This window comes from Paeniglutamicibacter sp. GQ140, assembly GCF_059759235.1.
Genome location: NZ_JCAXDW010000002.1, coordinates 1 through 20,300, shown reverse-complemented (window position 1 = coordinate 20,300; position 20,300 = coordinate 1). Strand labels below are relative to the sequence as shown.

Annotated in this window: 19 protein-coding genes; 10 read left to right on the top strand and 9 right to left on the bottom strand. The window is 66.8% G+C overall.

Going from position 1 to position 20,300, the window contains the following annotated elements; genetic code table 11:
- The first annotated feature begins 173 nt into the window (after positions 1–173).
- Positions 174–2,288, top strand: coding sequence for a catalase (locus AC6CHY_RS02785; RefSeq protein ID WP_217391041.1), 2,115 nt, complete (start codon positions 174–176; stop codon positions 2,286–2,288).
- A gap of 63 nt (positions 2,289–2,351) precedes the next feature.
- Here the strand turns inward: AC6CHY_RS02785 and AC6CHY_RS02780 are convergent, their stop codons facing one another.
- Together AC6CHY_RS02780 and AC6CHY_RS02775 are read right to left on the bottom strand one after the other, a co-directional pair.
- Positions 2,352–2,840: a GNAT family N-acetyltransferase gene (locus AC6CHY_RS02780; protein WP_498225366.1), complete on the bottom strand. Its 489-nt coding sequence runs from the start codon at positions 2,838–2,840 to the stop codon at positions 2,352–2,354.
- A 365-nt stretch (positions 2,841–3,205) separates the two neighbouring features.
- Entirely contained in the window at positions 3,206–3,622 is a 417-nt protein-coding gene (locus AC6CHY_RS02775; protein ID WP_217391039.1) for a CBS domain-containing protein, read from the bottom strand.
- A 395-nt stretch (positions 3,623–4,017) separates the two neighbouring features.
- Between AC6CHY_RS02775 and AC6CHY_RS02770 the strand changes: the two genes are divergently transcribed.
- On the top strand, positions 4,018–6,453 hold the full coding sequence (locus tag AC6CHY_RS02770; protein ID WP_498225365.1) for an ATP-dependent DNA ligase: 2,436 nt from the start codon (positions 4,018–4,020) through the stop codon (positions 6,451–6,453).
- 102 nt (positions 6,454–6,555) lie between these two features.
- Here AC6CHY_RS02770 and AC6CHY_RS02765 read toward each other — a convergent pair whose 3' ends face one another.
- From AC6CHY_RS02765 to AC6CHY_RS02750, 4 genes are all read right to left on the bottom strand, one after another.
- Positions 6,556–6,981 (bottom strand): hypothetical protein, encoded by a 426-nt coding sequence (locus tag AC6CHY_RS02765; RefSeq protein WP_498225364.1) that lies wholly within the window; start codon positions 6,979–6,981, stop codon positions 6,556–6,558.
- A 54-nt stretch (positions 6,982–7,035) separates the two neighbouring features.
- Complete coding sequence (locus AC6CHY_RS02760; protein ID WP_336245174.1) at positions 7,036–7,284, bottom strand: lipopolysaccharide assembly protein LapA domain-containing protein; 249 nt, start codon at positions 7,282–7,284, stop codon at positions 7,036–7,038.
- Between the two features lie 312 nt (positions 7,285–7,596).
- Positions 7,597–8,274, bottom strand: a complete 678-nt coding sequence (locus tag AC6CHY_RS02755; protein WP_498225363.1) for a DUF6766 family protein — start codon at positions 8,272–8,274, stop codon at positions 7,597–7,599.
- Between the two features lie 318 nt (positions 8,275–8,592).
- Positions 8,593–8,853, bottom strand: coding sequence for a GlsB/YeaQ/YmgE family stress response membrane protein (locus AC6CHY_RS02750; RefSeq protein ID WP_217391043.1), 261 nt, complete (start codon positions 8,851–8,853; stop codon positions 8,593–8,595).
- Positions 8,854–9,369: 516 nt separating this feature from the next.
- Here AC6CHY_RS02750 and AC6CHY_RS02745 point away from each other — a divergent pair.
- From AC6CHY_RS02745 to AC6CHY_RS02735, 3 genes are all read left to right on the top strand, one after another.
- On the top strand, positions 9,370–10,011 hold the full coding sequence (locus AC6CHY_RS02745) for a cysteine hydrolase family protein (protein WP_498225362.1): 642 nt from the start codon (positions 9,370–9,372) through the stop codon (positions 10,009–10,011).
- On the top strand, positions 10,008–10,271 hold the full coding sequence (locus tag AC6CHY_RS02740; RefSeq protein WP_498225361.1) for a hypothetical protein: 264 nt from the start codon (positions 10,008–10,010) through the stop codon (positions 10,269–10,271). The genes AC6CHY_RS02745 and AC6CHY_RS02740 overlap by 4 nt, the downstream gene beginning before the upstream one ends.
- 88 nt (positions 10,272–10,359) lie before the next feature.
- On the top strand, positions 10,360–10,716 hold the full coding sequence (locus AC6CHY_RS02735; RefSeq protein ID WP_498225360.1) for a hypothetical protein: 357 nt from the start codon (positions 10,360–10,362) through the stop codon (positions 10,714–10,716).
- A 24-nt stretch (positions 10,717–10,740) separates the two neighbouring features.
- On the opposite strand, the gene AC6CHY_RS02730 is transcribed toward AC6CHY_RS02735, so the two are convergent.
- Positions 10,741–11,202 carry a hypothetical protein gene (locus tag AC6CHY_RS02730; protein ID WP_498225359.1) on the bottom strand — a complete coding sequence of 154 codons (462 nt, stop codon included), beginning with the start codon at positions 11,200–11,202 and terminating at the stop codon, positions 10,741–10,743.
- Positions 11,203–11,319: 117 nt separating this feature from the next.
- Here AC6CHY_RS02730 and ilvD point away from each other — a divergent pair, with 117 nt between their 5' ends.
- From ilvD to ilvC, 4 genes are all read left to right on the top strand, one after another.
- Positions 11,320–13,023, top strand: coding sequence for a dihydroxy-acid dehydratase (gene ilvD, locus AC6CHY_RS02725; protein ID WP_498225358.1), 1,704 nt, complete (start codon positions 11,320–11,322; stop codon positions 13,021–13,023).
- A 283-nt stretch (positions 13,024–13,306) separates the two neighbouring features.
- Positions 13,307–15,184: an acetolactate synthase large subunit gene (locus AC6CHY_RS02720; RefSeq protein WP_498225357.1), complete on the top strand. Its 1,878-nt coding sequence runs from the start codon at positions 13,307–13,309 to the stop codon at positions 15,182–15,184.
- 6 nt (positions 15,185–15,190) lie between these two features.
- The gene (gene ilvN / locus AC6CHY_RS02715) at positions 15,191–15,709 is read left to right on the top strand and encodes an acetolactate synthase small subunit (RefSeq protein WP_498225356.1); all 519 of its coding nucleotides are present in this window, start codon (positions 15,191–15,193) and stop codon (positions 15,707–15,709) included.
- A 39-nt stretch (positions 15,710–15,748) separates the two neighbouring features.
- The gene (gene ilvC, locus AC6CHY_RS02710) at positions 15,749–16,771 is read left to right on the top strand and encodes a ketol-acid reductoisomerase (RefSeq protein WP_498225355.1); all 1,023 of its coding nucleotides are present in this window, start codon (positions 15,749–15,751) and stop codon (positions 16,769–16,771) included.
- Positions 16,772–16,985: 214 nt separating this feature from the next.
- Here the strand turns inward: ilvC and AC6CHY_RS02705 are convergent, their stop codons facing one another.
- Entirely contained in the window at positions 16,986–18,356 is a 1,371-nt protein-coding gene (locus AC6CHY_RS02705) for an FAD-binding oxidoreductase (protein ID WP_498225354.1), read from the bottom strand.
- A gap of 476 nt (positions 18,357–18,832) precedes the next feature.
- A complete protein-coding gene (locus tag AC6CHY_RS02700; protein ID WP_498225353.1) occupies positions 18,833–19,132 on the bottom strand; it encodes a hypothetical protein in 300 nt (99 codons plus the stop codon).
- 455 nt (positions 19,133–19,587) lie between these two features.
- On the opposite strand from AC6CHY_RS02700, the gene AC6CHY_RS02695 reads away from it, so the two are divergent.
- A partial coding sequence (locus AC6CHY_RS02695; RefSeq protein ID WP_498225352.1) for a GAF and ANTAR domain-containing protein occupies positions 19,588–20,300 on the top strand: 713 nt, incomplete at its 3' end.

Below are 20,300 nucleotides of genomic sequence, written 5' to 3'. Positions count from 1 at the left end.
CACCCTAGGGGCCGCACTTTCCTTGACGTGCCCCGGGGACCGGGGCCTACGGTGGAAACGGCGGTGTCTTGAGGACGGGCCACTTTCACCCCCAGCCCGCGAAACGCCGCCGGAAGTCAATATTCCATCGAACGCGCCCCCACTCCGGGTGCCGAACGAAAGCGAGTTCTGGCATGACCACTCAAGGCACCGAATCATCGGGCGACACCCCCAAGCGGGGCGCCCTGCCCACCCACCCCCAGGGAACGGCCCTGACCACCAGCCAGGGGACGCCGCTGCGCGACACCGACCACTCGCTGAAGGCCGGCCCGCGCGGCCCGATCCTGCTCCAGGACCACCACCTGCGCGAGAAGATCACCCACTTCGACCACGAACGGATCCCCGAGCGCGTGGTCCACGCCCGCGGGGCCGGGGCCCACGGCACCTTCACCGGCTACGGCACCGGCTCGCGGATCTGCAGCGCCGGTTTCCTGGCCGAGGGCGTCCAGACCCCGGTGTTCGTCAGGTTCTCCACCGTCGCCGGGTCGCGCGGATCGGCCGATGCCGTGCGCGACACCCGCGGATTCGCCACGAAGTTCTACACCGCCGAGGGCGTCTTCGACCTGGTGGGCAACAACATCCCGGTGTTCTTCATCCAGGACGGCATCAAGTTCCCCGACGTCGTGCACGCGGTCAAGCCGCAGCCCGACCTGGAGATCCCGCAGGCAGCCTCGGCCCATGACACCTTCTGGGACTTCGTCTCCGAGCACACCCAGGCGCAGGCCCACACCATGTGGAACATGTCCGACCGCGGGATCCCGCGCTCCTACCGCATGATGGAGGGATTCGGCGTCCACACCTTCCGGATGATCGCCCCGGAGGGGTCGACGTCGCTGGTGAAGTTCCACTGGAAGCCGCGCCTGGGCGTCCACTCCCTTCTCTGGGAGGAGGCGATGCTGGCCAACGGAGCCGATCCCGACTTCCACCGCCGCGACCTTGCCGAGGCGATCAAGGCCGGCGCGTTCCCCGAATGGGAGCTGGGCGTGCAGGTCTTCGAGGACAACGAGGAACAGATGTTCAAGGGCATCGACCTGCTCGATCCCACCAAGTTCGTGCCCGAGGAGCTCGCGCCGATCCAGACCGTCGGCAAGATGGTCCTGGACCGGAACCCCTCGAACTACTTCGCCGAGACCGAGCAGGTGGCCTTCCACCCCGGGCACCTGGTGCCGGGCATCGACGTGACCAACGACCCGCTGCTCCAGGTGCGGCTTTTCTCCTACATCGACACCCAGCTCACCCGCCTGGGCGGGCCGAACTTCTCCCAGCTGCCCATCAACCTGCCGCACGCCCCGGTCAACGACATGCTCCGCGACGGGATGCACCAGGGCTACGTCCACGAGGGGATCGCCCCGTACCACCCCAACTCGCTGGACGGCGGGTGCCCGTTCATGGCCGGCGAGGGGGACAACACCCGCGCGCCGTTCATCGATGTCCCCGAGCACGTGGCCGAGGCGCTGAAGGAACGCGGCAACCCGGTGTCGTTCGAGGACCACTTCAGCCAAGCGAAGATGTTCTACCGCTCGCTGGGCACCCAGGAGCAGCTGCACGTGCAGCAGGCCTACTCCTTCGAGCTGGGCAAGTGCACCGTCGAGGCGGTCCGCGCCCGCCAACTGCAGGCCCTGGCCAACATCGACTCCGCGCTGTGCGCCGCCGTGGCCGGGGAGCTGGGCATGCCGGCGCCGCCGGCGGACACCGAGGTGCCCGAGGCGGACCTGTGCCCCTCGGTGTCCCAGGTCGGGAAGAGCTGGCCGGTGGACGGCCGCGTGGTGGGGATCGTGGCAAGCCACGCCACGCCGGCAAAAGTCATCGAGCAGCTGGTGGCGGAGACCAACCTGGCGGGCATGGTCCCGCTGCTGGTGGCGCCCACCGGCGGGTCCATGTCCGACGGTTCGCCGGTGGACCGGACCCTGCTCACCGCGCGCTCCATCGAATTCGATGCGCTGGTCATCGCCGACACCCTGTCCCCGGCCCCCGGGGCGCGCATGGACAGGGACGCGAAGGCCGGTGCCATGGCACCGGAGGGCGCCGCCGACCTGGATCCGCGCCTGGTCCTGCTGCTGCAGGAGGCCTACCGGCAGGCCAAGGCCATTGTGGCGCTCGAGGGGGCCGGGGAGGTCCTTGAACGCTCCGGGCTGCCGCCCCTGGACGCCGGCATCCTCACCGTGGGGCCCGGGGAAGCGGTGGAGAGTGTTGCCCGGCTGCTGGCAACCCATCGCGCGTGGGACAGGTTCGACATCCCCGCTTCCTAACGCGGGCGGGACGGAAAGGCCGGTACCGGATTTCCCGGCACCGGCCCTTCCGCGGTGGATTTCCTAGGTGCCGGCCAGCGGCAGTGTCATGCCGTTGGCGTAGGACGGGTCGGGCCGCTGCTGCCCCTGCGCCGCATGGCCGGACCAGACCGCCACCTGGTGCCCGTCGTGGGCATGGGTGGCGGTGCTGCGCCGTTTCGGGGACCCGGTGTAGCGGACCCTGTCCATGGGACGGCGCGGCACGGCCGGTGCCGCCAGAAAACGGTCCTGCCACAGCGGGGGCACCAGCTGCGTGTAATCGGGCCGCTCCACCATGAAGGCGCGCATCGCCGGGCAGAAGGGCATCAGTGCCAACCTGCGGCGCAGGACGTCTTCGAGGATGTGAAGGAAGAGCGCGTCGATGACTTCCTCGGACTTGTAGCGGCGCTTGAGCTGCGTGTAGTGCAGCCACAATTCGTCGCCGCTCATGCTGTATTGCACAAAGCCGGCCAGGTCGCCCTGTTCAAAGAGCTCGTAGCGGCGCAGGACCTGGTTGTTTTCGATCACCCTCATGCGGATCACCACCGGTCTTCGGTGGAGGCGGAAGTTGGGGCTTCGGGGGGATTGCCCGGCGACCTGCCAGAGAGGGAAACGGAAGGCCGAATGCGGGAATGGGTACCAAGCAACGGTGTGCCGAGTGGCAGGTTCACGGAGTGCTCCAATCGAGGATTCCATGGCCCGCTGCTGAACCTCCTTCAGCCTACAAAGTTCCGCAGGCCGAAGCAATGACCCCGCGCCCGGTGCGCCCGCGAAGGGGCAAAAGTCGGGTGTGACGTGTTGGGAAAAAGGAGAGGGGCGGGCCCCGCTTCGCAACGGAAACGGGGCCGGCCCCGGGGTGCGCGGCAACGCACTTTCCCCCCCGCGTGGTGCCGCGCGGCCTAATCGAAGGAGATGAACCGCAGCAGTTCACCCACCTTGTCCTCGGGATAGTTCCTGGCGATGTCGGCCTGGCTGAGCATGCCCACCAGCTCGTGGCCGTCGATCACCGGGAGCCTCCTGACCTTGTGCCTCTCCATGGTCTCGATGGCCTCCTCGATGCTGTCGTCCGCGCCAATGGTGACCGGTTTGCCCTCGCCCAGCTCCCCGGCCGTGGTGGTGCGCGGATCCCCGCCCTGGGCCAGGCACTTGGTGACGATGTCGCGGTCCGAGACCATGCCCTTCAGCCGCCGGTCCTCCCCGCAGATCGGCATCGACCCGATGTCGAATTGCAGCATCTTGCGGGCCGCCTCCTCCAGCGTCTCGTTCTCGCCGATGCATTCGGCGCTGCTCGTCATGATCTCGCGTGCGGTTGCCATGGTTCCTCCTGCGTGTTGATTCGGTTTAACTCTCTGCGTGGCGCCAGGACATCATGCCCCGTGACCACGGCCCCCGGGGCGACGCCCGCCGGCGCGCGAGGTAGCTCGGGTGCGTCGCCGGCCCTGCCGGGCCGCGCGGGAGTCCCGAAGAAACCCCCTGGATGATCCGGCCCGCGGCGCGCCGACCCCGGCGGAGCGGTCCCGCGGGTGCGGGCGGCGGGGCCGATCGTCAACAATTTCCACGCTACGCATGCCCCGGAGGCAAAGTCCAGCAATCCGCACACCGCCCGGGGCCAGCACCCCGGAACGGGCCTTCGGGGACGCCGGGAGCCGGGAAAATGCTGGCCAACGGGCCGGGCAGGCGGCACAGTGGAGGCAAGGGAAAGGATTCGGCCATGGCCCGTGCCAAGGAACAAACCGTCTCGGTCGCCGGCAGGCGGCTGCGCGTCAGCAACCTGGACAAGGTGCTCTATCCCGAGACCGGAACCACCAAGGGCGAGGTGATGCACTACCTGGCCGAGGTCGCCGGCGTGTTGCTGCCGCAGGCGTCCTGGCGACCCGCGACCCGCAAGCGCTGGGTGGACGGGGTGGGCACCGCGCAGAATCCCGGCAAGGTGTTCTTCCGCAAGGACCTCGAGGACTCGGCCCCCGACTGGATCCCGCGCGCCAACATCACGCACAAGGACCACGTCAACACCTACCCGCTGGCCAACGAGCCCGCCGTCCTTGCCTGGTTCGCGCAGCTTGCCGCCCTGGAGATCCACGTTCCGCAGTGGCGCTTTGACGAACACCTCAAGCCCATGAACCCGGACCGGATGGTGCTGGACCTGGACCCCGGCCCGGGGGCGGGCCTGGAAGAATGCGCGGAGGTCGCGTTCCTGTGCCGCGAATTGCTCGAGGGCATGGACCTGGACTCCTACCCGGTGACCTCCGGCTCCAAGGGAATCCACCTGTACGCGGCGCTGGACGGAAGGCACACCTCGGACGAGGTCTCGCAGGTCGCGAAGGCACTGGCGGCCCAGTTGCAGGGCGAACGCCCCGGGTTGGTCGTCTCGGACATGAAGAAGTCCCTGCGGGAGGGCAAGGTGCTGCTGGACTGGAGCCAGAACAGCGCGGCCAAGACCACGATCTGCCCCTACTCGCTGCGCGGGCGGGCACATCCGACGGTCGCGGCCCCGCGCACCTGGGAGGAAATCGGCGCCCCGGGACTCGAGCAGCTGGACTTCCACGAGGTCCTGGAACGCGTCCACGAATTGAGGGACCCGATTGCCCCGCTGGGCAGGAGCCTCGGGGGCGACCGGGACCGGCTGGCCGAGTATCGCTCCAAGCGCGACGCCGCCAAGACCCCGGAGCCCGTTCCCGCGGAAGCGCCGCACGCCGCGGGCCCCGGAAGCCTTCCCCGCTTCGTGATCCAGGAACACCACGCGCGCGCCCTGCACTGGGACCTGCGGATCGAGCATTCGGGGGTGCTGGTGTCCTGGGCAGTGCCCAAGGGCCCGCCCTTGGAGCCCGCGGTGAACCGGCTGGCCGTCATGACCGAGGACCACCCGCTGGACTACGCGACGTTCGAGGGGCGCATCCCGCGCGGGCAATATGGCGCCGGGACCATGAAGATCTGGGACACGGGGGACTGCGAGATCGAGAAGTGGCGCGAGGGCTCCGAGGTGATCGCGGTGCTGTACGGGCGCCCCGACGGGGGATTGGGCGGGGTGCCGCGCCGCTTCGCGCTGGTCAACACCCCGGGCATGGGGGACGAGAAGAACTGGCTGCTGCAGCTGATGAAGGACCAGCCCGGGCAGCGGAAACAGGCCGGGAAGGAAGCGCGGGGCACGGCCACGCCGCCGGCCCCCGCGCCGGCGGCACCTGACGCCGAACCCGCCCCGATGCTGGCGCAGGCCGGGACCCGGGAGGACATCGACCCGGACGGGGCCTGGGCGTATGAAATGAAATGGGACGGGTACCGTGCGCTGGCCACCGTGGACGGGGCGGCCGCATCGTTGCGCAGCCGCAATGGCCAGTCGTTCGAGGGACGCTTTCCCGAGCTGCAGGAGGTCGCAAAGCTGGCCCCCGACGGCGCGGTGCTCGACGGGGAGATCGTGGCCCTGGATTCCTCCGGTCGCCCGGACTTCGGGATGCTGCAGAACCGCAATTCCGGAAACGGATCCGGCAAGGGAGGCAAGCCGGTGCCGGTGCACCTGATGCTCTTTGACGCGCTGCGGCTGCCGAACGACAAGACGGGGGAGCCCGAGGACCTCACCGCCCTGCCCTACGCCACCCGCCGCGAGCGGCTGGGCGCCCAGGTGCGCACCGGAAAGCACGTGCACATCCCCGAGGCCCACGACGGCTCCCTGGACCAGGCCCTGGACACCAGCACCGAGCTCGGCCTGGAGGGGATCGTGGCCAAGCGCCTCGACGGCCGATACCGGCCCGGGAAGCGCACGGGGGACTGGGTCAAGATCAAGCACGACCGCCACCAGGAGGTCGTCGTGATCGGCTGGCGCCACGGCAAGGGCAACCGTGCCGACACGATCGGATCGCTGCTGCTGGCGGTGCCCGCGGACGGCGAGCTGCACTACGCCGGGCGGGTGGGCACCGGGTTCACCGACCGCCAGCTGCGCGAGGTCCGGGCCAGGCTGGAGAGGCTGCGGCGCAAGACCCCGCCGGCCCGGGACGTCCCGGCCGCCGACAGCCACGACGCCGTGTGGGTCTCGCCCCGGCTCGTCGGGGAGGTGGGCTACGGCGAACTGACCGGAGGCAAGCGGCTGCGCCATCCGGTGTGGCGCGGGTGGCGCGAGGACAAGGAGCCCGCACAGGTCCGCTGGGAATCCTGAAACCGGCGCCTGCGCCTGTCTCCTTATCCCGTGCCTCCGGCATCCGGTGGCCGAGCCAGGGGAAGCCGAAGGTCCGGGGCCTATTTGACGGACGCGTCAGGCCTATTCGCCGAGGTCGGGATCCACTCCCTTGGTGGTATCCGAGGTATCGGGGCGGCTCGCACCCATATTTCGCGGGTGGGGACCGGCGGCGCGTCGAAGCACGAACACCACCAGCACGCCGATGACGGCCAGGGTGCCCAGGACGACCCATACCCGACCGCTGCCGCGGTGCTTGCTCCCGGCCTTGCGTTGGGCCCTGCGCAGGGTTTCCTCCACGGCCTTGCGCGCCCGCCGGGCGGTCTTGCGGTTTCCGGTGACGGTTGCCACCACCTCCTCGGCCGCGTGGGCCAGCCCGGCCGGGTCCAACCGGTCCACGGCCTGGCGCACGGAATCCTCCAGATGGCTCGGGTATTCCTGCTTGGCCTTTTCGGCCCAGCGCTTGAGCCAGGTCTGGACGGTCACCATCTGCTTTTCGAGATCATGCATCGTTTGATCCTCTCTGCCGTGGCTGCGCGAACATGGGCGCGGCAGCCGTTGGTGCTATTTTTTCCCGTGGTCCAGTCGCCGGGCCGCGGCACCGCCGCGGCTGCGCAACTGGATAATGCGAACCGCTGCGACAACGGCCACGACGACCGCTCCGCCGACGGCCGCGAGCAACATGGCGACGCCGAGAGCCATCTGTCCCTCAAGTCCCAGGAAATAGACGGTGGCCTGCCCTTGGTTCTGCATCATGAAGATGACCAGCAGGACCAGCACCACGATTGCGACGATGGTGAACGTCCAGATCACCCCGGCGCGTGTTGTGGCCCGGACATTCTTGGTTGGCGACTGACGGATTGTTTTCCTTGGAGTGGCTTCGGGCCTTGAATCGTGCCCGGGTTGATCAACCATTTGCTTCCCCCGTTTCATGGAGCGGCGCAGGCCGGTGGGTACCGCGAGCGGTGCCGCGGCTCGGGAATATGGATCCCTGTGGCCAACATAGGCGCATCGCCGGGAAGTGGCAAGGGCCGTGCAGACTGCTCCCGACCGGCCGCGGCACGGCGGTGGTGTTGACCCTGTCAGCGTGCGCGGGCGCGTCAAAGCAGGGGATTGGCGGGCCGTCTATTCGCTCTCTGTAGCGCTCTCGGCATGCGGCGTGCCCACCGGTTTGGACTCCGCGGAGCCGCGCTGGCGCAAGTAGATGGAAAGGGTGACCATGCTGCCCACGGCCAGGAACTCTGACTGCCAGTTCTGCAGTGTCCTGTCCCAGAAATCGGCACTGGTCACGTACTCGATCCATCGCACCGGGGGTTGGCCGTGTTCGAGCTGCTCTGCGTTGAACACCACGGTTCCCGCGACCGATTGCAGCCACCATGAAAGGAGAAATATCGTTCCCATGACCAAGAGCAGCGAGTTGGAATACACCAGTCGCCGCCAGCCGGCAGCCTTTGCCCATTTCGGGGAGTTGGGCTTGGAGAAGCGGCCCACCAGTTGGTTTTCGTCGGTCTCCGTGCCCTCATCTCCGGGCTTTTTCGATTCCGGCGAGCCCCGTTGGACAAGCCATATGGTTGCGAAGATGAACAGAAAGAACTGCAGGTACTCGGATTGCCAGTTCTCGGCAACGTCGACCACGAAGTTGCTAGACGTCACGAAGTCCCAGTAGCCGAGCGGGGAACTGCCATGCGCAAGCTGGTCTTCGTTGTAGACCGACAAACCCGCGAAGGACTGGCCAACCAGCGCGCCGACGAACAGCACTGCGAAGCCGATGCCGAGTCCCTGGTCCCTGATTCCCGTGGGCACGGTTGATCACCTCCCGGAAAAGCTGATGATGGTCATGAACGCCAGGCCACTGACTATCATTCCAAGCCACAACCAAAATTGAGTCTTCATGCCGCGAGCGTATTGGCTATCGGAGTCGAGGTAAAGGGATCTGCCGGGGACGGGGGAGAACTCGAACGAGAAGCGTCAAGACCGCGGGCCGGGATGCCGATGCCGTGGGCGCCTGCAGCAGGGGCACGCTGCGGGGATTGGCCGGAGTTCGGCCGGAGTTCGGCCTGAGGACTTAAAAGAGGAAGGGGTTGCCCCGGCCTAGGCCGGGGCAACCCCAATGTGCAGTGTTTAGGCCCTCTTGCGCGTCAGCAGTCCCCAAATAATCAGGACAACCAACGCTCCGCCGATGGCCAGCAACCATGTTGAAAGAGACCAGAACTCATTGATCCCAACACCGAAGATTGCCGATCCGATCCAGCCGCCAAGAACGGCGCCAACAATTCCAAGCAGCAGCGTGGCAAGCCAGCCGCCGCCCTGGTCACCTGGTTTGATTGCCTTTGCAATAGCGCCGGCAATCAGTCCTAGAACAATCCAGCCAATGAAACCCATAACTTTTCTCCTGTTCGGATGAAGGTTCAGTTCCAGCATCATGGTGGCGATGCACTCTTTGACCCTACAACGACGAAAGCACTGGTGGATAGCTTTAAACTTCGGGTCGACAATCTTCACGGCAAGTTCGTCCCCCGACCATTCGTCGAACGGAGACTAGACCTTCAGCGAATAAAGGTGCCTGATGTGCCGCCGGCGTGCGGCCGATGCGGTGCGAATTCCGACGCGGCGGGCCGGCAATTCGAATGGCCTGGATATGCGTTAATTGCGGCCGTCGAATCCATTAATACATTGTTGAATATGGGCCGGCCGGCCCACGGATCCCGCCTTGCACAGTCCGGCCGATTGCCCCGGGGCCGTCGATTGGCCCCGGACCGCAATCGTGCAGGGTGCATCATGGGGCGCGTCGCCGACGCGCGGCCGAACCGTTGCGCAGCGTCGGGGCCCGGCCTACGGTAGGAACAAGGCCCATGGCCCGCGCCAACGAGGACGGGAGCACTGATGCAAGAACCTCCGATGTTGTCCGAACGCACTGCCCTGCTGATTGTCGACATGCAGAATGCTTTTTTCGAGGACCCCCTGCTGCGGCGGCACCGGGACGCGTTGGTACACAACTGCAACCGGCTGGTGGCCTGGGCGCGCAACCTGGGCATGCCGATATTCAATGTCAGGACGGAGCATGCGCGGGACAAGAGCACCTGGACCTTGAGCATGTTGGACGACGACCAGGGGTTTCTGTTTGCGGGCAGCGATCAGGCGAAGAATCTCGATGACCTGGATATCGGGGACGCGATGGAAATCATCAAGCGACGTGACAGCGCCTTTTGGCGCACCGACCTCGACGGGCAATTGGAGCGCCTGGGCGTGAAGTCGGTCCTGATCGCCGGCGTCTCGTCGCATACCTGCATCGCCGCGACCGCGGCCGACGCCTACGCGGCCAACATCCGCGCTTGGCTGGTGTCCGATGCGATCGCCTCGGAGGACCCCCGTTTCGAGAGCGCGGTCCTGGGGCTTCTTCAGGCGGAGTACCGCCAGAAGGTCGTGAGCGTCGAGTCGTTGCTTGCCGCCGCCAACGGCACGGCCGATCGGGAAACACCAGTGACCAGCCAGCACACCAGGCCGCGAAACGGCATGAAATCGGAACGGAGCATGACATGAGCACCCAGCCGGGACAGCCCAGCAAGAAGCCATTCTTCCAGCGGCGCGGGGCGCCGCTGATGATCACCGGCGTGATCCTGATAATCGTCTTTGGCCTGTTCATCATGGCCGACCGGCAATCCGGTGACTCACTCGCCTCGCCCATGTGGATCGGCGTCTTGCTGGGCCTTGGCATGGCAGGCTACGGCCTCTATCGGGCGCTGAAGGGACCGGGCATGCTGGACAACCCGCGGGGCGGGACGAACAACGAACCCATGTGACCCCGTTCCTTCAGGAAAACCCGATTTCCGCCGCGATAGGAGCGGCAAGGCGCAGCAAACACCCCACCACCAGGAGTTGACGATGTCGATGAACACCCCAGAACACGAACCGGGCCGCGACGAGGATCTCGAGGGAAATCCGCTCGACGGCCGGGACGGCCAGCCGGTGCAGGAAGGGTCCTCCGACGATCCGCGGACCCTTGATTCCATGGATCCGCTGCGCGACGAGCAGCGGGAGACGGACGCGTCGGACGGAAACGAGGCCCGCGCCACCGACGCCTTGCCGCTTTCCGAAGAGGACCGGATGGCGGCCCAGGCGGATCTTGAGGGTGCCGGCGCTGCGCGGGTCCAGGAACCCACCGACGTGGCCGGACAGGAAGCCGGGGGACTGGACGCCCTGGGTCGTCCGCTGCCCGGGGATGCCCCCGAGGGCGAGCAGTTCTAGCCGGGGTGGCGCCGGCCGGGGAACCTAGGGCTTGGTCGTGGGGTCCAGCCGATCCATGAACTCGTTCATGAATTCGGCGAACTCCCGAGCGTCATCCTCCTGGAGCAGGATGCCCGAGGTCGATGGTGTGTTCTCGTCGGCGGAGGGGACATTCAGCGACAGCCGGCCCGGGACGTTGAAGCGGTAGACGCGGCCGGTGCTGGTGCCGACCTCGTAGCCGCCGTCGAGTACCAGGGCGACGTGAGAGACGTTGGTGTTGTTCACCGACACCGCGCGCTCGGTGGGGCACAGGTCCGCGGGATTCAGCGGGCACAGGATCAGTTCGGCGGGCTCGCGGCGGAAGCCGATCACCTTCAGCCCCGCGGATCCGGAGCTGCCCGCGGCAGCGACCAGGTTATAGCTGCCGAAATTGGGGATTTGGGTGTCGAAGGCCTCATGCAAAAGTCGCTTGAGGACGTCGTCGGATTCAACGTTGAGTGTCTCCATGGCATCCACTCTATCCAATGGAGGTTTCGAACACGTGTCCCGAATACCCAGGGCGAAATATGTCGGTGTGCCGTCATGGGTTCGGCGTCGGTGCCGGTCAGCCATACAATCAAGGGCATGAGCCAGGACACCACCCCAGACATCAAGCCCCGCAGCCGTGTAGTGACCGACGGCATCCATGCCGCCCCGGCCCGCGGCATGTTCCGGGCCGTCGGCATGGGCGATGACGACTTCGCCAAGCCGCAGATCGGCGTCGCGAGCTCGTGGAACGAAATCACCCCGTGCAACCTTTCGCTGAACCGCCTGGCGCAGGGCGCCAAGGAAGGCGTCCACGCAGGCGGCGGCTTCCCGATGCAGTTCGGCACCATCTCCGTCTCCGACGGCATCTCCATGGGCCACGAGGGCATGCACTTCTCGCTGGTCTCCCGCGAGGTCATCGCCGACTCAGTCGAGGTCGTCATGCAGGCCGAGCGCATCGACGGCTCGGTGCTGCTGGCCGGTTGCGACAAGTCCCTCCCGGGCATGCTCATGGCAGCGGCCCGCCTGGACCTGGCCTCGGTGTTCCTCTATGCAGGTTCGATCATGCCGGGCTGGGTCAAGCTCGAGGACGGAAGCGAAAAGGAAGTCACCCTGATTGACGCCTTCGAGGCCGTGGGCGCCTGCGCCGCGGGCAAGATGAGCCTCGAGGACCTGACCCGCATCGAAAAGGCGATCTGCCCGGGCGAGGGAGCCTGCGGCGGCATGTACACCGCGAACACCATGGCCTGCATCGGCGAGGCCCTGGGCATGTCCCTGCCCGGCTCCGCCGCCCCGCCCTCGGCCGACCGCCGCCGCGACGAATTCGCGCGCAAGTCGGGCGAGGCAGTGGTGAACCTGCTGCGCAAGGGCATCACCGCCCGCGACATCATGACCAAGAAGGCCTTTGAGAACGCTATCGCCGTGACCATGGCCTTCGGAGGCTCCACCAACGCCGTGCTGCACCTGCTGGCCATCGCCCGCGAGGCCGAGGTCGACCTGACCCTGGCGGACTTCAACCGCATCGGCGACAAGATCCCGCACCTGGGCGACCTGAAGCCCTTCGGCCGCTACGTCATGACCGACGTGGACAAGATCGGCGGCGTGCCGGTGATCATGAAGGCGCTGCTGGATGCCGGCCTGCTGCACGGGGACTGCCTGACCGTCACCGGCAAGACCGTGGCCGAGAACCTCGCGGCGATCAACCCGCCGGATGTCGACGGCAAGATCCTGCGCGCGCTGGACAACCCGATCCACAAGACCGGCGGCATCACCGTGCTGCACGGCACCATGGCACCGGAGGGCGCGGTGGTGAAGTCCGCGGGCTTCGACGCCGACGTCTTCGAGGGCACCGCCCGGGTCTTCGACCGCGAGCAGGGTGCCCTGGCCGCGCTGGACAATGGCGAGATCAAGGCCGGCGACGTCGTGGTCATCCGCTACGAGGGCCCCAAGGGCGGCCCGGGCATGCGCGAGATGCTTGCCATCACCGGCGCCATCAAGGGCGCGGGCCTGGGCAAGGACGTCCTGCTGCTCACCGACGGCCGCTTCTCCGGCGGCACCACCGGCCTGTGCATCGGCCATGTGGCCCCCGAGGCCGTGGACGGCGGCCCGATCGCCTTCGTCAAGGACGGCGACAGGATCCGCGTCGACATCGCCGCGCGCTCCTTCGACCTGCTGGTCGAGCCGGCCGAGCTCGAGGCGCGCAAGGTCGGCTGGGAGCCGCTCCCGGCCAAGTTCACCACCGGCGTGCTGGCCAAGTACGCCAAGCTGGTCAAGTCCGCCTCGACCGGCGCATACTGTGGCTAGGAATTAGCGTGAACCGGGGGATGGGCGCGGCCAACGCGTCCACCCCTCGGACAACAGTCTCAAATAATGAGATTGTGGGCGTGGGCGTTTGACTCTGGCTTTGGCGGCGACCAAACTGGACACATGCATATCCGCACCGAAGTACTACTAGTTATCAAGCGCTGAGCTTGGGCCCCTCCCGAACATGGAGGGATTCGGTGACGCGCAAACCCCATTCGCCGCAAGGTGTCTTTGGGGTTTTTTTATGTGCAGGGTTAGAAGAGATAGAGAAGGATATATCCCCATGAGTAACGGAACCACCGCCAGCCCCTCGCTGCCGGCCAAGCCCGCCAACCGTAGCAAGGATGCCGCTGTCTCTTCCGTCGTGGAAGCATCGAGCCTGGTACAGGGCCCGAACAACATCATTGCTGCCACCGAGATGCTTGGCTCACAAGCCATTGTCCGCTCACTGGAAGAATTGGGCGTCAAGGACGTCTTTGGGTTGCCGGGCGGGGCCATCATGCCCACCTACGACTCGCTCATGGACTCGACCAAGATCAACCACGTCTTGGTCCGCCACGAACAGGGCTCGGGCCACGCGGCCCAGGGCTACGCCATGGTCACCGGAGAGGTCGGGGTGTGCATCGCCACCTCCGGTCCCGGGGCCACCAACCTGGTCACCGCCATTGCCGATGCGCACATGGACTCGGTCCCCATGGTTGCCATCACCGGCCAGGTGCACAGCGCCTTCATCGGCTCGGACGCCTTCCAGGAAGCCGACATCGTGGGCATCACCATGCCCATCACCAAGCACTCCTTCCTGGTCACCAAGGCCGAGGACATCCCGCGCATCCTGGCCTCCGCCTTCCACATCGCGGCAACGGGCCGTCCCGGCCCGGTGCTGGTGGACATCACCAAGGACGCCCAGCAGTCCAAGATGATGTTCTCTTGGCCGCCGAAGATCGACCTGCCCGGCTACAAGACCGTGGTCCGCGGGCACAACAAGCAGGTGCGCGAGGCGGCCAAGCTCATCGCCGCCTCCTCGCGCCCGGTCTTCTACGTCGGCGGCGGCGTCATCAAGGGCCACGCAGCGGCCGAGCTGAAGGAATTCGCCGAGCTCGTCGGCGCGCCGGTGGTCACCACCCTGCAGGCCCGCGGCGCCTTCCCGGACTCCCACGAACTCCACGTGGGCATGCCCGGCATGCACGGCTCGGTCTCCGCCGTCACCGCACTTCAGCAGTCCGACCTGCTGATCACCCTCGGCGCCCGCTTCGATGACCGCGTCACCGGGGTGCTGCACACCTTTGCACCCAACGCCAAGGTCATCCACGCGGACATCGACCCGGCGGAGATCTCCAAGAACCGCACCGCCGACATCCCGATCGTCGGCTCGGTCAAGGAGATCATCCCGGAGCTCACCGAGGCCTGCCGCACGCTCTTCGCCGAGGCCGGCACGCCGGACCTCGACGCCTGGTGGAACACCATCGGCCGGCTGCGCGAGACCTACCCGATCGGCTTCACCGCCACCAACGACGGCCTCTCGGCCCCGCAGAACGTGATCCAGCGGATCGGCGAGCTGACCGGACCCGAGGCCGTGTACGTGGCGGGCGTGGGCCAGCACCAGATGTGGGCCGCGCAGTTCATCAAGTACGAGCGCCCGCACTCCTGGCTGAACTCCGGGGGACTGGGCACCATGGGCTACTCGGTCCCGGCGGCCATGGGCGCGAAGGTCGGCAACCCCGACCGCGTCGTGTGGGCCATCGACGGGGACGGCTGCTTCCAGATGACCAACCAGGAGCTCGCCACCTGCGTCATCAACAACATCCCGATCAAGGTCGCGATCATCAACAACTCGTCCCTGGGCATGGTCCGCCAGTGGCAGACCCTGTTCTACGACTCCCGGTACTCGAACACCGATTTGAACACCGGCCACGGCACCGCGCGCGTCCCGGACTTCGTCAAGCTCGCCGACGCCTACGGCTGCGTGGGGCTGCGCTGCGAGCGCGACGAAGACATCGACGCGACGATCCAGCAGGCCCTGGCCATCAACGACCGCCCGGTCGTCATCGACTTCGTGGTCTCGCGGGACTCGATGGTCTGGCCGATGGTCCCCACCGGCGTGAGCAACGACCTGATCCAGATTGCTCGCGGCATGACGCCCGAGTGGGAAGAAGAGGACTAAGACCCCATGGCACGACATACTCTTTCCGTACTCGTCGAAGACGTCCCGGGCGTGCTGACCCGCGTGGCCAGCCTTTTCGCGCGGCGCGCCTTCAACATCCACTCGCTGGCGGTGGGCCCCACGGAGATCAACGGGATTTCCCGCATCACCGTGGTGGTCGACGCCGAAGGCGACCTGCTCGAGCAGGTCACCAAGCAGCTGAACAAACTCATCAACGTCATCAAGATCGTTGAGCTGATGCCCGAGGCTTCGGTGCAACGCGACCACATCCTGGTCAAGGTGCGCGCCGATGCGGCCACCCGCCTGCAGGTCACCCAGGCCGCAGACCTCTTCCGTGCCTCCGTGGTGGACGTGTCCACCGATTCACTCATCATTGAGGCCACCGGCAACGCCGAAAAGATCAACGCGCTGCTGGCAGTGCTTGAACCGTTCGGCATCCGCGAGATCGTCCAGGCAGGCACACTTGCCGTTGGACGCGGCTCCAAATCGATGTCGGACCGCGCCCTGCGCTCCGTCTCTGCCTAACAGCACCAAGCTTCACACTGATACCAAGGAGATACCACAGTGACTGACATGTACTACGACGACGATGTTGACCTCTCGATCATCCAGGGCCGCACCGTCGCCATCATCGGCTACGGCTCCCAGGGCCACGCCCACGCGCTGAACCTGCGCGACTCGGGCGTGGACGTGCGCGTCGGCCTGAAGGCCGGCTCGAAGTCGATCGCCAAGGCCGAGGCCGAGGGCCTGCGCGTCCTGCCCGTCGCCGAGGCAGTGGCCGAAGCCGACCTGATCATGATCCTGACCCCGGACCAGGTCCAGCGCCACGTCTACAAGGACGACATCGCCGCAAACCTGCAGCCGGGCGACGCCCTGTTCTTCGGCCACGGCTTCAACATCCGCTACGGCTACATCACCCCGCCGGCCGACGTCGACGTCGCCCTGGTCGCCCCGAAGGCACCGGGCCACACCGTGCGCCGCGAGTTCGAGGCCGGCCGCGGCATTCCCGACCTGATCGCCGTGGAGCAGGACTTCACCGGCGGCGCCAAGGCGCTGGCCCTGTCCTACGCCAAGGCCATCGGCGGCACCCGCGCCGGCGTCATCGAGACCACCTTCACCGAAGAGACCGAAACCGACCTCTTCGGCGAGCAGGCAGTGCTTTGCGGCGGCGCCTCGCAGCTGATCCAGTACGGCTTCGAGACCCTGACCGAAGCCGGCTACAAGCCGGAGATCGCCTACTTCGAGGTGCTGCACGAGCTCAAGCTCATCGTTGACCTCATGTGGGAGGGCGGCATCGCCAAGCAGCGCTGGAGCGTCTCGGACACCGCCGAGTACGGCGACTACGTTTCGGGCCCGCGCGTGATCACCCCGGACGTCAAGGAGAACATGAAGGCAGTTCTCGCCGACATCCAGACCGGTGCATTCGCCAAGCGCTTCATCGACGACCAGGATGCCGGCGCGCCGGAGTTCCTGGAACTGCGCAAGAAGGGCGAGGAGCACCCGATCGAGGAGACCGGCCGCGAACTGCGCCAGCTCTTCTCCTGGAAGACCACCGATGACTACACCGAAGGTTCCGTCGCCCGCTAAGGTGCGCTCAACCTCCTGGTGACCGCGGCTTTGGGCCGCCGGTTGTCGACATGACAAAGCCCGTCCCGACGTTTGTCGGGGCGGGCTTTGCCGTGGGCGCTCAAAGCAAAAAAGATGGGGGACCGGGACGGGTGCTTGCGTTGCCCCGGCCCCTGTCAGGCCTCCATCCCGCCCCGGGGGAGTGACACCATCACTTACCGGTTCCCGGGCACCGCTAGATTGCCTTGCCCGGGTTCAGGATTCCCTTGGGGTCGAACACGTTGCGGATGGCGTGCTGCAGCTCGAGGGACAAATCGCCCAGCTCCTCCTGCAGCCAGTCGCGCTTCAGCAGGCCCACGCCGTGCTCGCCGGTAAGGGTTCCGCCCAGCCGCTTGGCCAGGTAGAACATTTCCGCCAGCGCGGCCTTGGCCGGGCCCTCGGTGATGGATTCCCCGGGATCCACCACGATCATCGGGTGGAGGTTTCCGTCGGCAGCGTGGGCAACGTTGTAGATCCTGACCCCGGTGTTCCGGGAGATCTCCGCCAGGCCGGCGAACACGTCGGCGAGCCGGTTCCGGGGGACGCCGATGTCGCAGATGGAAACCCGCCCCAGGCGCTCCAGGGAGGGGATCGCCTGCCGGCGCGCCGCGACAAGCGCGGCGGCGGTTTCGGTATCGGCCGCCTTTTCGATGTGGGTGGCGAAGGGCTCGATGGCCCGGATGAGCACGTCTTGTTCGAGGAACGCGCCGTATCCGTCGGTCTGTGCCAGCAGGAAGGCAGCGCCCTTGGAGCGGTGGCCGGTGCCCTGCGCCGCGTCCACTGCCTCCAGCGTGGGCCCGTCCATGAGCTCCAGCACCGAGGGCTGGATGCGCGCGGCGATGATCGCCGAGGCCGCCATTGCGGCGGCATCGACGTCGGCGAAGTAGGCGGCCACCGTGGCGGTCTGGATGGGCGCGGGACGAAGCCGCAGGGTCGCCTCGACGACGATGCCCAGGGTCCCCTCGGAGCCGATCAGCAGGGCGTTGAGGTCGTATCCGGTCACTCCCTTGAGCGTGTTCCTTCCGGTGACCAGGATCCGGCCGTCGGGCAGCACCACCCGCAGCGAGAGCACGGATTCGCGGGTCACGCCGTATTTTGCGCACCACATGCCACCGGCGTTGGTGGCGATGTTGCCGCCGATGGAGCAGATGGCGGTGCTGGCCGGATCCGGGGCGTAGAACAATCCGTGGGCGGCGGCCGCGGCGTTCACCTCGGCGTTCAGGACGCCCGGCTCCACCACTGCCAGCTGCTCCACGGGGTCGATGTGCAGGATGCGGTTCATGCCGGACAAATCGAGGACGACCTCCCCGGCCCGCGCGGATGCCCCCGCGGCAAGTCCGGTGCCGGCGCCCCGGGGAACCACCGGCACGCGGTGCGCGGTGGCCAGTTCCATAGTGTGCACGACCTCCTCCACGCTTCTGGCGTAGACCACGCCGTCGGGAAGGCTCGGCGGGAGGTAGCCGGAGCGGTCGGTGCTCACGCGATCACGTTCCTCATGCGCGGTGGACGCGTGGGCGCTGGCGTTGAGCAGCCGTGCGGAGGCCGCGGGCCCGTCGGTCGCGTTCATGGCAAACCCCTTCGTTTCCGCGGGCCCCGTTGGTTCCGGCCGCACCCCGTTCGGCGCCGGCGGTTCGGGCCACGGTGGAGAGTCGATATCGGAGGGCGTGGACCACGTGCCGGGGATGCTCATCAAAAACTCCTGTGCTTTTGCAAGCGAAGTCTTGCCGGAATCCTTGCGGGAGCGGGGATATTCCCTGGTCCGGCAGGGAATTCCTGTCGCTGCGCGGACGGGTTCCTATCGGTCTGACCATCCTCACGCATCGTTCACATGCAAGTCAAGGGCGAGTTCTGCCCGGAAGCCTTTCCTTTGCCGGGGTCCGGGTCGACTAATCCGCGGCCCGGTGGATGCCTTGCGGCCAGGGGGCAACCTTGGGGCGTGTGGCCGCGCGCGCAACGGTTCGTGGCCCAAATGCCCGGGAACGGGCAAGCGGCAGCTTGGCCGCAGTGGACCGGGAACCGCCGGCGGCGCACAGTGCCGGGCGGCTAGTCCTGCGGGCGGTGCAGGGGGACCCTGCGGTAGTTTTCCTCCGAAGAGTCCTCGGTGCGCCACGTCATCTCCAGGAATGGCGGGGACGTGGCCCAGCCGACGTCGTCCTTGATCCTGTAGAGGCCGATGAATTCGCCGTCGGGCAGTTTCTTTGTGCTGAAGGTCCAATCCGTCTTGCCATCCACCGTGACCTTTCCCGTGGTGCGGAGGTCAACGTCAAGCACCGCGCGTCCGGAGCGGTTGGTGACATGCGCGGTCAGCGGGTCAATCCAATCGAGTTCCAGGTTCCGTGTCATGGGTTAAGCCTAGACCGATATCCCGTGCGGGTCGCGGCTTTTGCAACGTGGAGCAAGAGGGAATTTGCCGGCCAGGCCACGCCCGGGTTTCCCGGTTCCGGAGTCCGGAACGATCCCCGTCCGGGCACCGGCCGTGAGGCCTTCGCCCGAGCCGCGGAACGTCGACGGCGGTGCCCGCGCCCTCGCCTTGCGAGGGGGCAGGAGGCAGGGAGAATGGCTGTTCAATGAAGGGTTTGGGCCGCATCCGCTTCCCGCGCCGGGAACCACGGCGAAAGGACCGCGGCGTGCCTTGTCTGCGGGTCAAATGCACGTAGCCTAGAGACAGACGGTTGCGGGCGGACGCCTTGTTTGCCCGAGCGACCATTGGCGATCGTCAGTTTGGTATCGTACTTCCACGCACCGCGTGAAAGCCCCAATCTGGATCGGTGGGGGGACACCGCTTGAAAGGTTGAATCATGATTGCCGTTAACGAGTATCTGCGGGACCTGCTCCTTGAAACACACGACCTTGAGTCGTTTCTCAACGCCTTGACCCACATCAGCGCCGAGACACTCTCCGTGGCGGGAGGCCCGGTGCACTGCGGCATCACGCTGCGGCGGCACAAGCGGGCGGGCACCGTGGCCAGCAACAGCGACCTTGCCCAGGAACTTGACGAGGTGCAGTACAGCTACGGGGAAGGGCCGTGCCTGGCCGCCTGCAGCGAGCATCGGACCATCAGCATCCCGGACATTGAAAAGGACGGGCGCTGGCCCGAATACTTCGCCGCCATTTCCGACGCCGGGGTGCGCTCGATGCTGGCCGTTCCCTTCACCCTGGATTCGGAGGACACCGCTGCCATCAATCTCTACGCGATGCGAAGCCATGCCTTCGACGCCGAGGCGGTCAAGCAGGCCGAGGCCTATGCCGAGCAGGCCTCCGCGCTGTTGAACCTGGCCGTGAGGATGGCCAGGCACCGCGACAACGAGGAAAACCTGAAGCTTGCCTTGGCCTCGCGGACGACCATCGACTTGGCGGTGGGGATCATCATGGGCCAGAACAAGTGCAGCCAGGAACGGGCCATCGAGATCCTGAAGTCCGCCTCGAGCTCGCGGAACATCAAGCTACGCCATGTGGCCGAGGCGGTCATCGCCTCCACCACCAACTCACCGGTCAGCACGCACTTCGACGC

Coding starts and splice junctions, on each gene's coding strand:
- AC6CHY_RS02730 (WP_498225359.1), bottom strand. CDS start 11,202: ATGGAGACACTCAACGTTGAATCCGACGACGTCCTCAAGCGACTTTTG.
- AC6CHY_RS02770 (WP_498225365.1), top strand. CDS start 4,018: ATGGCCCGTGCCAAGGAACAAACCGTCTCGGTCGCCGGCAGGCGGCTG.
- ilvD (WP_498225358.1), top strand. CDS start 11,320: ATGAGCCAGGACACCACCCCAGACATCAAGCCCCGCAGCCGTGTAGTG.
- AC6CHY_RS02745 (WP_498225362.1), top strand. CDS start 9,370: ATGTTGTCCGAACGCACTGCCCTGCTGATTGTCGACATGCAGAATGCT.
- ilvN (WP_498225356.1), top strand. CDS start 15,191: ATGGCACGACATACTCTTTCCGTACTCGTCGAAGACGTCCCGGGCGTG.
- AC6CHY_RS02705 (WP_498225354.1), bottom strand. CDS start 18,356: ATGAACGCGACCGACGGGCCCGCGGCCTCCGCACGGCTGCTCAACGCC.
- AC6CHY_RS02785 (WP_217391041.1), top strand. CDS start 174: ATGACCACTCAAGGCACCGAATCATCGGGCGACACCCCCAAGCGGGGC.
- AC6CHY_RS02700 (WP_498225353.1), bottom strand. CDS start 19,132: ATGACACGGAACCTGGAACTCGATTGGATTGACCCGCTGACCGCGCAT.
- AC6CHY_RS02765 (WP_498225364.1), bottom strand. CDS start 6,981: ATGCATGATCTCGAAAAGCAGATGGTGACCGTCCAGACCTGGCTCAAG.
- AC6CHY_RS02735 (WP_498225360.1), top strand. CDS start 10,360: ATGAACACCCCAGAACACGAACCGGGCCGCGACGAGGATCTCGAGGGA.
- AC6CHY_RS02740 (WP_498225361.1), top strand. CDS start 10,008: ATGAGCACCCAGCCGGGACAGCCCAGCAAGAAGCCATTCTTCCAGCGG.
- AC6CHY_RS02775 (WP_217391039.1), bottom strand. CDS start 3,622: ATGGCAACCGCACGCGAGATCATGACGAGCAGCGCCGAATGCATCGGC.
- AC6CHY_RS02750 (WP_217391043.1), bottom strand. CDS start 8,853: ATGGGTTTCATTGGCTGGATTGTTCTAGGACTGATTGCCGGCGCTATT.
- AC6CHY_RS02720 (WP_498225357.1), top strand. CDS start 13,307: ATGAGTAACGGAACCACCGCCAGCCCCTCGCTGCCGGCCAAGCCCGCC.
- AC6CHY_RS02780 (WP_498225366.1), bottom strand. CDS start 2,840: ATGAGGGTGATCGAAAACAACCAGGTCCTGCGCCGCTACGAGCTCTTT.